Consider the following 12693-nt stretch of genomic DNA (forward strand, 5'->3'; position numbering starts at 1 on the left):
TATGACAGATGCCCAAAGGTATTCCTCTCGGCTATCGCTCTAGCAGCTACCGTGCTGTTCTGGCTGTAAATCAATGAGTCTGGAGCCTAGGATAGCGATCTGAGATAGCCAGGCGCCGCGTTGCTCGTGCTCTAAAGCATGGTGATGACGACGCGTGAGTTCACCAAGTATGGCGTCTTCGGCGCTTCCAAGAAACTGAGGGACTGGGGCTGAGTAGTATGAACTTTGCATTGTTGGAAGCATTGAGTTTTTTCAAGAAAATGCAATGCCTTGAGCGCATTAGGAACCAAGTATTTGCGCCGCTGTGCGCGACGGAGTTAGCGAACTTGAGTTCACTCGCCCCTGTGCGCTTGCATTGGTCGCCGCATTAAAAGCGGTCATTTATCCGACCTGCAGCGAAAGAGTGCTTTGAGCCCATACCTCCCATATGCTGCGTTTCGCGCGAAGTTCCGCTTTCCCAATTACGCTACGCGCAGGGTCGACGGGCGTCCCACCTCGGCAGCGATTTCGCTGAGCAGTGCGCGGGCGGCGTCACTACGCCTTTTGGGGTTAGAGCGCGCAACGTATGCAATCGCAGGAGGCTCCGGGAACACACCTTCGATAACTTCCAAGTCTTGGGGCACGTGCAAGCCATTCATTAGGGCTATACCGAGCCCCGCGCGCGTTGCCGAAAGGATGCCTGATACGCTCGGGCATTCTAAAACTGCTTCAAATTGATGACCCGTTCTTGAGTTCTGCGATTGTGCCCAGTGCTTGTAGAAGCAGTTTTGATCGAACGCGAGGAATGGAACGGATGCGTTAAGATTCAGTGATAGATCATAAGACTTGATCCAGTGCAGCCGGTCCTCATACAGCAAGAGGTCATCGCTCCGGACTTCGTCTCTCATGACCTGTATAACCGCGATGTCGATTTCACCCGCGATAAGCCAATCAGACAGTGTTAGGCTTTGCGCGACCCGCGTGCTGACCGTGGTCTCTGGGTGCAGACGTGAAAAGCGGCCAAGGATGCGCGCAACGTCACCGCCCGTTGTATCTTCGGTCATGCCCAATTTAATGGTGCCAGCCAAAGGCTTCTTTCCAAGAGCGGCGAGCGCTTCGTCATGCAAATCCATCATCCGGTGCGCATACTCTAACAGGCGTGTACCGGCCTCGGTGAACAATTGCCCACCGGCGCGGCGTGCCAGGAGTTCACAATCTAGGACAGTCTCAAGCCGCTTGATTTTGTGGCTCACTGCAGGTTGAGACAGCGCTAAATGCTCGGCGGCGCGCGTTACGCCGCCATGGGTCGAGATCGCGACCAAGGCGCGCAAACCTTCGATGTCCAAACGCTCAGCCATTCGGAATTTCTATCGCTACATGACAATCATTCATTTGCTTGATCAAATATCAAAGCGCTAGAACTTGGGAAAGAAAAAAATTGGAGTTTCCCTCATGACCCACCTCGTCGACCAACATGTTCTCATCAACGGCACCCGTATTACACATGGTGTACACGGAGAGGGTGAGCCCGTGGTTCTCCTGCATGGCACACCGTCTTCCTCGTATATTTGGCGGAACGTACTGCCAACGCTTGTCGAAGCTGGCTACAAAGTGCATTTGTATGACCTGCTCGGTTATGGCCTGTCAGAGCGCCCGCAAGACCCGAGCATTGATACGTCCGTCACGGGCCAAGTGCCGATCCTTGAGGGGTTGCTGGATGTTTGGGGCCTTAAAGACTTCCACTTCATCGCACACGATATCGGCGGCGGCGTTGCCCAGAGGTTCGGCATTCAGTCGCCGGAACGGCTGCGCAGTTTGACCATGATTGACGTAGTAAGCTATGACAGTTGGCCATCCAAACGCACGCGCGAGCAGATGCAGGCCGGTTTGGAGAAGCTGATCAAAGCGCCCGATACAGACCACAGAGAACACTTTCGCAACTGGCTCAACTCGACGGTTCAAAACAAGGAGCGTTTGGCGGAGACGTCGATGGAAACCTACCTCGATTTCATTTGCGGCCCAGTCGGACAGGGCAGCTTCTTTCAGCACCAAGTGATGCAATATGATCCGAAGCACACAGACGAGATGGTCCCGCGCTACGGCGAACTTAGTCAAAATCCAGTACAACTGATTTGGGGTGCAGATGACGCATGGCAGGTCGTGGATTGGGCGCACAAATTACACGCGGCAATTCCAGGGTCAGAACTGCATGTGCTGGAAAACTGTGGTCATTTCTCAATGGAAGATCAGCCGGAAAAGATCTCTGGATTGCTCGTCGACTTCCTCGGCAGAAACCGATGACGCAACTAAGGAAAGCTGCCGTTCATGAGAACAATCTGGAAGGCAGCTTCGTCCGCAATGCGGACATAAAATCAAATTTCCTGAACGTCCGCTATTGGTGCGAAGGGATACTCGAACCCAAAACTCTAGTTCGACGGGCTCCAACCAACAGATAGTGGACCTACCCCAATAAAAGTAGCCTTGGAAAAACGCGTCACAGAAAGTGTGAGAGGCTCACAGGCTTGCGTTCGATCAGCTGAAGGGGTGCCAAGGGGCGGGGGGTGGAGCTCGTCTATGAAGGCAAGGCCCCGACCATGCGACGTTAACAACGGACGTATTTTGCTAAGGCGTGGTCGCCATGTGGTCGCCACTTATGTGGTGCCAGCAGAGTAAATCTCGTAAATTATTGATTTTATGGTGCTGCTGGAGAGAATTGAACTCTCGACCTCTCCCTTACCAAGGGAGTGCTCTACCTCTGAGCTACAGCAGCGCTGTGGGCGGGTGATTAGACTTAATCTAAACGCGGCGCAAGGGTGTCTGGACGGTTTTTTTCCACTGCTGTAGAGAAAGACAATGGCAGACAAAAATTCACCCAAAAAACACGGCAAATCCGGGGAAACACGCGAGGACCGTTTGAAGGCGGCTCTGAAGGCGAATATGGCGCGGCGTAAGGCACAGGCGAAAGCGCGGGCAGCTTCCGGGCACAAGGCCGATAAGGACGAGGGATAAGAGCAGATGGATTCGATTCTGGTGACGGGCAACGGCCCGCTGAGCGGGCAGATTCCCATTGCAGGGGCGAAGAATGCGTGCCTGACGCTGATGCCTGCGACGTTGCTCAGCGAAGAACCGCTGACGCTGACCAATGCGCCGCGCCTTAGTGACATCAAGACAATGACCGCATTGCTTCAATCTCTTGGGGCCGAAGTGTCCGCATTGCAGGATGGGCAGGTGATTGCGATGTCGAGCCACAGCCTGACCAGCCATGTTGCTGATTATGACATCGTTCGTAAGATGCGCGCTTCGAATCTGGTGCTCGGACCCTTGCTTGCGCGGTTTGGGCAGGCGGTTGTCTCGTTGCCTGGTGGCTGTGCGATCGGCGCGCGCCCGATGGATTTGCATGTCGAAGGGTTAGAGGCGCTGGGTGCCGAAATCGAATTGAAAGATGGCTATCTACACGCCAACGCACCCGGTGGTCTGAAAGGTGCCGTGCACGAAATGCGATTTGCCTCGGTTGGTGCGACTGAGAATATCGTCATGGCCGCAACGCTGGCCAAGGGTACGACTGTACTTAAGAACGCTGCGCGCGAGCCTGAGATTGTCGATCTGGTGGAATGCCTGCGCAAGATGGGCGCGCAAATTTCCGGTGAGGGTAGTTCGACCATCGAAGTTCAAGGTGTCGACCGGCTGCACGGTGCCACCCATCAGGTGGTGACCGACCGGATCGAGTTGGGCACTTATATGCTGGCCCCTGCGATCTGCGGAGGCGAGGTCGAGCTGTTAGGTGGCCGTATGCGGCTGGTCGAAAGCTTTGCTGCCAAGTTGGATGCGGCAGGGGTCAGTGTGGCAGAGACCGACAAAGGCCTGAAAGTGACGCGCAAGAACGGGCGCGTAAGCTCGGTTGATGTTGTTACCGAACCGTTCCCCGGATTTCCGACCGATTTGCAGGCGCAGATGATGGCGCTGATGTGTACAGCCGAGGGAACTTCCGTGCTTGAGGAACGCATCTTTGAAAATCGATTTATGCACGCCCCCGAATTGGTGCGCATGGGCGCCAATATCGAGGTGCATGGTGGCACGGCCACCGTCACCGGGGTTGAGCGCTTGAAAGGCGCGCCGGTGATGGCGACCGATCTGCGGGCTTCGGTCTCGTTGATCCTTGCTGGATTGGCGGCGGAAGGTGAAACGGTGGTCAGCCGGGTCTATCATCTGGATCGCGGATATGAACATGTGGTGCGCAAGCTGGAAGGCGTGGGCGCAAAGATCGAACGGATTAAGGGTCAATGACAGACGCGAGTTTCAAAGACGGCCGCGAGGCACCGCTGAACCTTGGGGCCGAGGATGCCGATGACCTGCAGGTTATCGCGACCCTGACGCAGGATGCGATTTTTCCGGTCACCGAGATGACATGGCGCCCGTCCGAGCGTCGCTTTGCCTTGTTGCTGAATCGCTTTCGGTGGGAAGACAAAGATGCCGCTGCCCGGCGAGGCCGTGCATTCGAACGAGTACAGGCAGTATTGGTGTTTGATTCCGTTTTGTCCGTGGCCAGCCAAGGTATCGACCGCAGCGATAAGGATATGATCCTGTCCCTGTTGTCGGTTGAATTTGAGCCCGCAGAAGATGGCGCCGGTCAGGTGTTGCTTACGCTCGCTGGCGATGGTGCGATACGGCTGTCGGTCGAGGCAATAGACGTTACACTCAAGGACGTTACTCGCCCATACATCGCGCCCTCGGGCCAGGCTCCGCAGCACCCCGAGTGAACAATAAACGCGGCATCGCTCAGGCGTTTTCGAACCCACCTGAGAGTCTAGGATTACGACCCGCGACTGTTTTTGATGTGTTCGGTATAAGCCGGACTCTGACCCGTTCGATCCGCGATCTGTGTCAGGCGGATCATCGGGATGACCCCATGAAGCTTGCCCTATGGACCGCCAACAAGGATCCGGCTGCGATCCGAGACTGGATCGATGCCGGAGCCTCTCTGTGGGTCGCTACAAAAGGAGAGGAGGTTGTAGCCGTTGGCGGACTGCGTGCAGAGGGTGAGATTTCATTACTCTATGTCGATCCAGATCACTCTGGGCAACGAATTGGCGCAACTCTTCTGCATCGGTTGCAGGATGAATTGCGCGCGCAAGGCTGCACAGAGGCGCAATTGCGTGCGACCAAAACCGCGCATGGGTTCTATGTCGCGCAGGGTTGGCAGGACGCTGGAGACCCCACCGAATGGAACGACATTCCGCAATATCCGATGCGCAAATCGCTGCATCCAGTGGGCTAAGGGTTGAGGCCACGCGGTCCCGGCGATAAGACCCGTTTAAACGCCTTCGGAGTACCCTACATGCCCATTTTCCTCGATACGACTGCAGCTGATTTCGAGCCCGCTTTTCAGTCGCTGCTATCCGCAAAACGCGAGGACAGCCCCGATGTGGACGCGGTCGTCGCACAAATCATCGACGGTGTGCGGGCCCGAGGCGATGCGGCTGTGATTGAGCTGACCGCGAAATTCGACCGTCTCGAGCTGACGCCCGAAACCATGGCCTTCTCTGCAGATGAGATCGCTGAAGCCGTCGCGCGGGTTACGCCAGAGGATCGCGCAGCGCTGGAACTGGCGGCTGACCGCATCAGGGCCTACCACGAAAAACAGATGCCCGAGGACCATCGGTGGACGGATGAGGCCGGTGCGACGCTCGGCTGGCGCTGGTCCGCGGTGTCGGCTGCGGGGCTCTATGTGCCGGGCGGATTGGCGTCATACCCATCGTCGGTTCTGATGAACGCAATTCCTGCAAAAGTGGCTGGCGTGGACCGGCTGGCCATCGTCGTTCCAACACCTGACGGTCAGGCGAACCCGTTGGTTCTGCTGGCGGCGCAGCTGTCGGGTGTGGATGAAATCTATCGTATCGGAGGTGCGCAGGCCGTGGCCGCGCTGGCATATGGCACCGAGTCCATTGCGCCGGTCGACAAGATCACCGGGCCGGGCAATGCCTTTGTTGCTGCTGCCAAACGCCGCGTGTTCGGCAAAGTTGGCATCGACATGATCGCCGGTCCCTCGGAAATTCTGGTCATTGCCGACAGGGACAACGACCCCGACTGGATCGCTTTGGACCTGCTCAGCCAGGCCGAGCATGACGAAAGCGCGCAATCGATTCTTATTACTGACGACGCCGGTTTCGGTGAGGCTGTTGCCCAAGCCGTCGAGAATCGCCTTGAGTCCCTGCAGCGCCGTGCCATCGCAGGTGCCAGTTGGCGCGATTTCGGCGCGGTGATCATCGTACGTGATCTGAATGAAGCCGCTGCTCTGTCCAATCGTATCGCCCCCGAGCATCTGGAACTCTGCGTGGCCGACCCAGAGGCGCTGAGCCAGAAAACCATCCACGCAGGTGCGATCTTCCTCGGCCAGTATACGCCCGAAGCCATCGGCGACTATGTCGGCGGCCCTAATCATGTGCTGCCAACCGCGCGTTCGGCGCGATTCTCGTCAGGACTCAGCGTGATGGATTTCCTCAAACGAACCACGCTCAGCCAAATGACGCCCGAGGCTCTCCGCATCATCGGTCCGGCAGCCGAAATGCTTGCGAAGTCGGAAAGCCTTGAGGCGCACGGATTATCGGTTACGGCACGCCTGAACCGGTTGAACGGTTGATGTGACGCAATGACTTGAGGCGATGCCACTTCTGTGCGTTGCCCATTGAAATCCGTTGTTATAGGTCTGTGCAGACGTAAGGATTGTGACTGTTAAGATGACCCGTATCTCGCATATCGAACTGGATGACCGGAACCTACCCCCGCCGACCCCCGAAATTGAGCAGGAGCGCAAGGTCGCCATCTATGATCTGCTTGAGGAGAATTCATTCACCCTTCCTTCGCGCGACGACCGGGCAACCCCGGACGGGCCATACCACTTGCAACTGTCAATCCGCGACAAACGTCTGGTATTCGACATTGAAACCGAGGCGAGCGAGAAGGCGGCTGAGTTTCATCTGTCGCTGGGGCCGTTCCGCCAAGTGGTCAAAGACTACTTCCAGATTTGCGAGAGCTATTTCAACGCGGTGAAGAACCTGCCGCCCAGCCAGATCGAAACCATCGACATGGCTCGGCGCGGTATCCACAATGAAGGTAGCCGCGTGCTCCAGGAACGGCTGGAAGGCAAAGCCGACATCGACACCGACACCGCCCGCCGCCTGTTCACGCTAATCTGCGTGCTGCATTTCGGAGGCTGACGGGTGACGTCTCTGCCGCAGTCCATTCTGTTCTGTTGCGATCACAATTCGGTTCGGTCCCCCATGGCCGAAGGCATCATGAAGAAATTTTATGGGACTGGCACCTATGTGCAATCCGCAGGTGTCCACGGTGATCTTGATATCGACGGCTTCTGCATAGCTGTCTGTCAGGAGATCGAAGTCGAGTTGTCCCGCCACCGTTCGCGATCATTCGACGAGATGGAGGAATGGGGCGACGATCTCAGCTCGTTTGACCTGATTGTGGCCCTATCGCCAGCCAGCCAGAGAAAGGCGCTGGAACTGACCCGGTTTTTTCACCTCGATGTCGATTATTGGCCAATTATGGACCCTACCGGATTAGGCGAATCCCGCGAAGAAAAGCTACGTCACTATCGACAGACCCGCGATCAGATCATTTCGCATCTGAAAGACCGCTGGGGCGAACCTACGGAGTGACCATGAACCCGACTGTAAAAACCTATTTTGATGCCTTCAATGCGGGTGATGTGAAGGGCATGCTGGCCTGCCTCTCCGATGACGTGGCCCATCATGTGAACGAAGGTCGGATACGCGTCGGCAAAGAAAAATTTGCCGCCTTCTGCGCCCATATGAATCGTTGCTACCGCGAGAACCTGACCGATATCGTGATCTTCGAGGCTGAGCACGGCGCCCGCGCCGCCGCCGAGTTTATCGTCAACGGCACCTATCTGGAAACCGATGAGGGGTTGCCTGGGGCGCATGGCCAGACCTATCGCCTGCCTGCGGGTTCGTTCTTTGACCTCAGGGATGGTAAGATCACACGCGTGACGACCTACTACAATCTTGCTGACTGGACCAAACAGGTTTCGAATGGCTGAGATCACGGATGTCCGCCCCTTGACCGGAGCGGCACTTGAGGCTGCGCTGGACGATGTGGCGCGCCTGCGGATCGAGGTGTTCCGGGTCTGGCCATATCTCTATGATGGCGATTTGGCCTATGAACGGGAATACCTGCGATCCTATCGGGATAGTGACAGGGCCATCGTTGTCGGTGCCTTTGATAGCGACAGGTTGGTCGGCGCCTCGACCGGGGCACCCCTGACCGATCATGCTGACGACTTCGCCGCAGCCTTTGCGGAGACGGATCTGGACCTTTCAAACATCTTCTACTGCGCAGAATCCGTGTTGTTGCCGCGCTACCGAGGACAAGGCGTAGGGCATAAGTTCTTTGACCTGCGCGAGCAACATGCGCGTGCGTTGGGCTTCACCAAATGCGCCTTCTGCAGCGTCCAGCGCCCCGATAACCACCCGATGCGACCCGCCGATTACCGTCCGCTTGATACCTTCTGGCGCGCGCGGGGATACACGCCGTTACCGGGGGTGGTGGCGCAGTTCTCGTGGAAGGATGTGGGCGAGGAGTTTAAAAACCAAAAACCACTGCAGTTTTGGATTCGTGATCTGTAAAATGCTTGAGGGCAAGCTGCCCACTTGCCCCGATTATCGCCACCCAATACCATCGTACCATGTGTGGTAAGTTTGCAGCCGGTCACCTGACGCAGCGCGAGATGTTGGCGATACTCGAGAATTTTCTCTACGGAAAAGTTTTGCCCCATTTGCCCGACCAGTTACCAACAGGCGGTTATAATGTTTCCCCGACCAATCAGATCGGCATGATCCGGTGGGCGAATGGCACCGCAGAACTGACAACCGCACGCTGGCAGTTGAAGGACCCGCGTAGCGCGAAGCCCGTCATAAACTCGAAGATTGAAAATGTAGGTTTCTGGCAAGATTATTGGGACAACGGCCGCTGCTTGATCCCGGCGTTGGGGTACTATGAGTGGCCAAAAGACCAGGGCCATGATTGCCCGGTCTTTATTACGGTCAAGCGCAACGCACCTACCATGTTCTTCGCCGGTTTTGTTCGAACACAAGACGGAAGTCACAATTGTTCGATTCTAACCCGTCAGCCAAGCCCGCAGATTGCCCATATTCACAGTCGTATGCCGGTCATCCTGACGCCTGATGAGATTGAAAGCTGGTTGTCCGGGGTAACGACACCTCAGGACGCTCAGAAATCGCTTGGAGCAGGCTACGAGGGTCGCTTCGAATTTCATACTGTAAGACCGATTAAGCGCGATAGCGAAGGCGAAGAAATGATCGAGCCATATTCCCCGCCGGTTCAGACGGCGTTTGATTTTTGATTGAACCAGAGCGTAAGAGGCCGTCCGGTGAACCTGGCTGGTTATTATGGAGCGTATTTTACTGTGTGGTGCTTCGGCATAGAGCTTTGCGATCCGGCGAGTGGCTTGCCCGTGCCATCCATAATAAGCAAGCAAACACGGCGCTGAATGCCCAGCCGAACATAATGTCGAGTACCTCTACGTCGCCAAACCCGATTTGGCGACGTTCTACAAGTGGATTGAGCCTACAAACAGCATGTATCCGGGAATCGAAAAATGTCGCGAAACAAGCATTACTCGTGAACCAAGCCGAACCGCTCCCGCATAACCTTACTTGAAGCTGCGGCTGTCCTTGATCTGGTCCCAAGCCCAGACGACCTCTTGCAGCTGTTCTTCCTGCGACCGGTCACCACCGTTCATGTCGGGGTGTAGCACCTTGATCAGTTTTTTATAAGCCTTCCGGATTTCAGCCTTGGACCAGCTGTCCTGAGCTTCGAGAATCTCGATCGCGCGGCGTTCGGTGGGGGGCAGGCGGCGGCCTCCAGAGTTGGCACGGCCGGGGTTCTTGGTGGCGTTTTCGCCCAGAACCTGATGCGGGTCCTCGATGCCCAGGCGTGCCCATGCTCGTGCTTCGGGGTCACCCATAGGTTTGGTCTCACGCTCCCACACTTTGTCCTTCGAGCGCTGTGCGTTCAACTCGGCCTCGGTGGTGCCGTCGAAGAAATTCCATTTCTGGTTATATTCGCGCACGTGTTGCTGGCAGAACCAGAAAAAATCATCCAGAACATCAGGTGCCTTGGGTGCGCGGAACTTGCCGGCCTCTTCGCAACCCTCGTGATCGCAGATTCGCACCGAAGTTTCGGACGCACCCGACATGCCTCGGCGCCCGCGCGGCTTCTTTTTCTTAGCGCTGGACACGGACATATCGAACCCGAAGGGATCTGACTTTACCATCTGCACAACCTCACGAAGGCATCTTTTCGACTCGGAGGCAGCAGTTTAATCTAAGCAGCTGAAAGTAGAAGAGGGGAACGGCAATTTATTTGCCGTTGAGCAAAAAAAATGAGCGTGACCGACGAAATCCGTAACCGATTGCAGGCAGCATTTGATCCGACTGAGCTTGATGTAGTCGATGACAGCGAAAGCCACCGCGGTCATGCAGGTTATCAAGAGGGTGGAGAGAGCCATTTCAACGTTCGCATCCGGTCTGAAGCCTTCGCTAGCCAGTCTCGTGTTGCCCGCCATCGCGCGGTTCATAAAGCGTTGGGAGACATCGTGCCGCGTATCCATGCGCTGGCGTTGGATATTGATGTATAGCGGTCAAAACCTCGGGCGTAGGCAAATTTGCGCGAGTCCGAATTTGATTGACCCGCCAGAATCGCGAACTGCAGAGCTAGTATGATTGGGTCGGCTTGGCACACAGCCCACTTTCAGAGGCAAAATAGCTGATCTCGAATTCATTGCAGATTTAACCTCGATCAAAGAACTGCAATTCATCGCTCTTTAAATTCGCCACGTCGTTCTCTGGCCTGCCAGAGCGATCGGAGTAATGGATTAAGAGGGCTCAAAATGGCTGATGGGTGTGATTGTGACCGTAACGCTCTCATATATCAAACCGTGGATGCGGCCTTAACCCTTGGCCTGTCGATCGCGCACCCAGTTGGTAACACTGAATCCTTACCGCTGCAGCAAGCGATCGGGCGTGTTCTGGCCGAGGAGTGTTACAGTAGGGTCGACATGCCAGCCTTCGACAATTCGGCTATGGATGGATACGCCATTCGGACTGGTGATCTGGACGAAGGGACTGAGTTTGAATTGCCGATAGGCGGGCGAATGGCCGCCGGTGATAGCGGAATGCACAACGCACCAGTGGGCAGCGCCTTGCGTATTTTTACCGGCGCTCCGGTTCCAACGGAGTTTGATGCCGTTCTTATGCAAGAGGACTGCAGTGTAATCGCAGACCGCATCCGATTTTCTCGTAGGCCCAAGCCCGGTCAACACATACGCCGCACGGGCGAGGATTTAGAGGTCGGGGCCCAGATTCTGTCCCGCGGATGTGAGATTACTGCGCGCGAAGCTGCCGTTCTGGCGTCTTCTGGTCACGGGCGCGTCAAGGTATATCGCAAACTGAAGGTGACAATTTTTTCGACTGGCAGTGAGTTGCGCGAGCCGGATGAAGTGCTGGACCCCGGCCAGATTTACAACTCCAATCGGTATATGCTGTTGGCTTTGTTGAACAAGCCGTGGATTGATTTAACGGATTGCGGCCAGATCAAAGATGACCCCAAACTTCTGAAGCGCGTGTTAGAGGAGGCTTGTGAAACGTCTGATCTAATCGTCACAACAGGTGGCGTTTCCGTGGGGGATGAAGATCATATGCCTCGCCTGTTCAAGGAAATTGGCGGTGAGACTGATGTGATGAAGGTGGCAATGAAGCCGGGCAAGCCAATCATGTTCGGGCGCCGTGGGGATGCGCTATATGTAGGGCTACCGGGCAATCCAGTATCTGCTTATGTCACATGGCAGATCATCGGGTCGCATATGATGGCACGGAAGGCAGGATTGAGCCACACTCAGCCGGTATGCGAGCAAGCTGTTCTGGCAGAGCCATTGCAACGCCAAGCAGGTAGGCAGGAATTCCGGCCGGTGCGGATTGAAGGCACATCACCAGAGGGAGCTCCGCAGTTGCGATGTCTGGCGGCATCCTACAGCGGGCGGGTGGCATTGCTGGCGCAGTCCGACGGGTTGGCGGTAATCCCGGCAGAGATCGCGAACTTGCCTGAAGGGCACCGGGTTGAGTTTTTGAGATTTAACCGACTGTTTTGACGACCGGTAATAAGCTCAAGTCCTTAAACATATAGGTTGTGGGTTCCAGTCGATTTTCGAACGGGTTGCGGCAATAGTTTGGAATTTCGCCAGAGATTTGAAAACCCAGCGACTGGTACAATACCCGTGAAGGATCGGAGCTACGGGTATCCAGAACCAGCAAGGATTTTCCCAGTTCAACCGCCCGCGTTTCCAAAGCGGTCATCAGGGCGCGTCCCAGCCCACGGCGGCGGGCATCGGGGTGGACCAGCAGTTTGGCAACATCTGCACGATGGGGCTGGTTTGGCATTGTGGCCTGAATCAATTGCACTGTACCTTGAATGCGTCCATCACCATAGGCAACGAACAGATCGAGCGTGCCTTGGCGCAGGCCGGGGCGCACCCGATCCCGCCAATATGTAAGGGCGGCTTCGTGTGAAAATGGCAGGATGAAACCTATGCTGGCACCGGTATGCACGCACCGATGAAGGATATCCGACAAATCCTCCAGTGCGGCATCGAAAAGGCCTCGGACA

General features: G+C 56.0%; 16 protein-coding genes, 1 tRNA gene and 1 pseudogene. 14 read left to right on the top strand and 4 right to left on the bottom strand.

Translation table 11 applies throughout. The features are described 5' to 3' along the window. Positions 1–461: 461 nt before the first annotated feature. Entirely contained in the window at positions 462–1337 is an 876-nt protein-coding gene (locus tag ACR0MQ_RS21770; RefSeq protein WP_480610855.1) for a LysR family transcriptional regulator, read from the bottom strand. A 94-nt stretch (positions 1338–1431) separates the two neighbouring features. On the opposite strand from ACR0MQ_RS21770, the gene ACR0MQ_RS21775 reads away from it, so the two are divergent. After that, positions 1432–2280 (top strand): alpha/beta fold hydrolase, encoded by an 849-nt coding sequence (locus ACR0MQ_RS21775; protein WP_480610858.1) that lies wholly within the window; start codon positions 1432–1434, stop codon positions 2278–2280. Between the two features lie 394 nt (positions 2281–2674). Here ACR0MQ_RS21775 and ACR0MQ_RS21780 read toward each other — a convergent pair. Next, positions 2675–2749: transfer RNA gene (locus tag ACR0MQ_RS21780), tRNA-Thr, on the bottom strand. 83 nt (positions 2750–2832) lie between these two features. Here ACR0MQ_RS21780 and ACR0MQ_RS21785 point away from each other — a divergent pair. The 11 genes and pseudogenes from ACR0MQ_RS21785 to ACR0MQ_RS21835 all read left to right on the top strand — a co-directional run. Then, positions 2833–2988: a hypothetical protein gene (locus ACR0MQ_RS21785; protein WP_010441084.1), complete on the top strand. Its 156-nt coding sequence runs from the start codon at positions 2833–2835 to the stop codon at positions 2986–2988. 6 nt (positions 2989–2994) lie between these two features. Then, positions 2995–4263 (top strand): UDP-N-acetylglucosamine 1-carboxyvinyltransferase, encoded by a 1269-nt coding sequence (gene murA / locus ACR0MQ_RS21790; RefSeq protein WP_170776213.1) that lies wholly within the window; start codon positions 2995–2997, stop codon positions 4261–4263. Beyond that, a complete protein-coding gene (locus ACR0MQ_RS21795) occupies positions 4260–4736 on the top strand; it encodes a DUF2948 family protein (RefSeq protein WP_170776215.1) in 477 nt (158 codons plus the stop codon). The genes murA and ACR0MQ_RS21795 overlap by 4 nt, the downstream gene beginning before the upstream one ends. Next, entirely contained in the window at positions 4733–5254 is a 522-nt protein-coding gene (locus ACR0MQ_RS21800; protein ID WP_170776217.1) for a GNAT family N-acetyltransferase, read from the top strand. Before ACR0MQ_RS21795 ends, ACR0MQ_RS21800 begins: the two co-directional genes overlap by 4 nt. 60 nt (positions 5255–5314) lie before the next feature. Further along, positions 5315–6616 carry a histidinol dehydrogenase gene (gene hisD / locus ACR0MQ_RS21805; protein ID WP_480610862.1) on the top strand — a complete coding sequence of 434 codons (1302 nt, stop codon included), beginning with the start codon at positions 5315–5317 and terminating at the stop codon, positions 6614–6616. A 97-nt stretch (positions 6617–6713) separates the two neighbouring features. Then, positions 6714–7193, top strand: coding sequence for a UPF0262 family protein (locus tag ACR0MQ_RS21810; RefSeq protein WP_170475985.1), 480 nt, complete (start codon positions 6714–6716; stop codon positions 7191–7193). A 3-nt stretch (positions 7194–7196) separates the two neighbouring features. Continuing rightward, the gene (locus ACR0MQ_RS21815; RefSeq protein WP_010441093.1) at positions 7197–7649 is read left to right on the top strand and encodes an arsenate-mycothiol transferase ArsC; all 453 of its coding nucleotides are present in this window, start codon (positions 7197–7199) and stop codon (positions 7647–7649) included. A 2-nt stretch (positions 7650–7651) separates the two neighbouring features. Further along, positions 7652–8050 (top strand): ketosteroid isomerase-related protein, encoded by a 399-nt coding sequence (locus ACR0MQ_RS21820; protein WP_170776221.1) that lies wholly within the window; start codon positions 7652–7654, stop codon positions 8048–8050. Then, positions 8043–8636, top strand: coding sequence for a GNAT family N-acetyltransferase (locus ACR0MQ_RS21825; RefSeq protein ID WP_170776223.1), 594 nt, complete (start codon positions 8043–8045; stop codon positions 8634–8636). The genes ACR0MQ_RS21820 and ACR0MQ_RS21825 overlap by 8 nt, the downstream gene beginning before the upstream one ends. Positions 8637–8695: 59 nt before the next feature. Beyond that, the gene (locus tag ACR0MQ_RS21830; protein ID WP_319545319.1) at positions 8696–9373 is read left to right on the top strand and encodes an SOS response-associated peptidase; all 678 of its coding nucleotides are present in this window, start codon (positions 8696–8698) and stop codon (positions 9371–9373) included. A 145-nt stretch (positions 9374–9518) separates the two neighbouring features. Next, positions 9519–9680: pseudogene (locus tag ACR0MQ_RS21835) on the top strand (hypothetical protein); the annotation flags it as partial. A gap of 2 nt (positions 9681–9682) precedes the next feature. Here ACR0MQ_RS21835 and ACR0MQ_RS21840 read toward each other — a convergent pair. Further along, positions 9683–10306 carry a DnaJ domain-containing protein gene (locus ACR0MQ_RS21840; protein WP_010441101.1) on the bottom strand — a complete coding sequence of 208 codons (624 nt, stop codon included), beginning with the start codon at positions 10304–10306 and terminating at the stop codon, positions 9683–9685. A gap of 108 nt (positions 10307–10414) precedes the next feature. Between ACR0MQ_RS21840 and ACR0MQ_RS21845 the strand changes: the two genes are divergently transcribed. Both ACR0MQ_RS21845 and ACR0MQ_RS21850 read left to right on the top strand, forming a co-directional pair. Further along, positions 10415–10669 carry a BolA family protein gene (locus ACR0MQ_RS21845; protein WP_170776227.1) on the top strand — a complete coding sequence of 85 codons (255 nt, stop codon included), beginning with the start codon at positions 10415–10417 and terminating at the stop codon, positions 10667–10669. Between the two features lie 252 nt (positions 10670–10921). Beyond that, positions 10922–12178 carry a molybdopterin molybdotransferase MoeA gene (locus ACR0MQ_RS21850; RefSeq protein WP_170776229.1) on the top strand — a complete coding sequence of 419 codons (1257 nt, stop codon included), beginning with the start codon at positions 10922–10924 and terminating at the stop codon, positions 12176–12178. On the opposite strand, the gene ACR0MQ_RS21855 is transcribed toward ACR0MQ_RS21850, so the two are convergent. Then, positions 12162–12659, bottom strand: a complete 498-nt coding sequence (locus ACR0MQ_RS21855) for an N-acetyltransferase family protein (protein WP_480610867.1) — start codon at positions 12657–12659, stop codon at positions 12162–12164. The genes ACR0MQ_RS21850 and ACR0MQ_RS21855 overlap by 17 nt on opposite strands. Positions 12660–12693: the final 34 nt, after the last annotated feature.

The sequence above is a fragment of the Ruegeria sp. AN6 genome (assembly GCF_056540425.1).

Excerpts from the sequence above, each read along its gene's own strand:
- ACR0MQ_RS21770 (WP_480610855.1), bottom strand. The coding sequence starts at position 1,337 with ATGGCTGAGCGTTTGGACATCGAAGGTTTGCGCGCCTTGGTCGCGATC.
- ACR0MQ_RS21775 (WP_480610858.1), top strand. The coding sequence starts at position 1,432 with ATGACCCACCTCGTCGACCAACATGTTCTCATCAACGGCACCCGTATT.
- ACR0MQ_RS21785 (WP_010441084.1), top strand. The coding sequence starts at position 2,833 with ATGGCAGACAAAAATTCACCCAAAAAACACGGCAAATCCGGGGAAACA.
- murA (WP_170776213.1), top strand. The coding sequence starts at position 2,995 with ATGGATTCGATTCTGGTGACGGGCAACGGCCCGCTGAGCGGGCAGATT.
- ACR0MQ_RS21795 (WP_170776215.1), top strand. The coding sequence starts at position 4,260 with ATGACAGACGCGAGTTTCAAAGACGGCCGCGAGGCACCGCTGAACCTT.
- hisD (WP_480610862.1), top strand. The coding sequence starts at position 5,315 with ATGCCCATTTTCCTCGATACGACTGCAGCTGATTTCGAGCCCGCTTTT.
- ACR0MQ_RS21810 (WP_170475985.1), top strand. The coding sequence starts at position 6,714 with ATGACCCGTATCTCGCATATCGAACTGGATGACCGGAACCTACCCCCG.
- ACR0MQ_RS21820 (WP_170776221.1), top strand. The coding sequence starts at position 7,652 with ATGAACCCGACTGTAAAAACCTATTTTGATGCCTTCAATGCGGGTGAT.
- ACR0MQ_RS21825 (WP_170776223.1), top strand. The coding sequence starts at position 8,043 with ATGGCTGAGATCACGGATGTCCGCCCCTTGACCGGAGCGGCACTTGAG.
- ACR0MQ_RS21830 (WP_319545319.1), top strand. The coding sequence starts at position 8,696 with ATGTGTGGTAAGTTTGCAGCCGGTCACCTGACGCAGCGCGAGATGTTG.
- ACR0MQ_RS21840 (WP_010441101.1), bottom strand. The coding sequence starts at position 10,306 with ATGGTAAAGTCAGATCCCTTCGGGTTCGATATGTCCGTGTCCAGCGCT.
- ACR0MQ_RS21845 (WP_170776227.1), top strand. The coding sequence starts at position 10,415 with ATGAGCGTGACCGACGAAATCCGTAACCGATTGCAGGCAGCATTTGAT.
- ACR0MQ_RS21850 (WP_170776229.1), top strand. The coding sequence starts at position 10,922 with ATGGCTGATGGGTGTGATTGTGACCGTAACGCTCTCATATATCAAACC.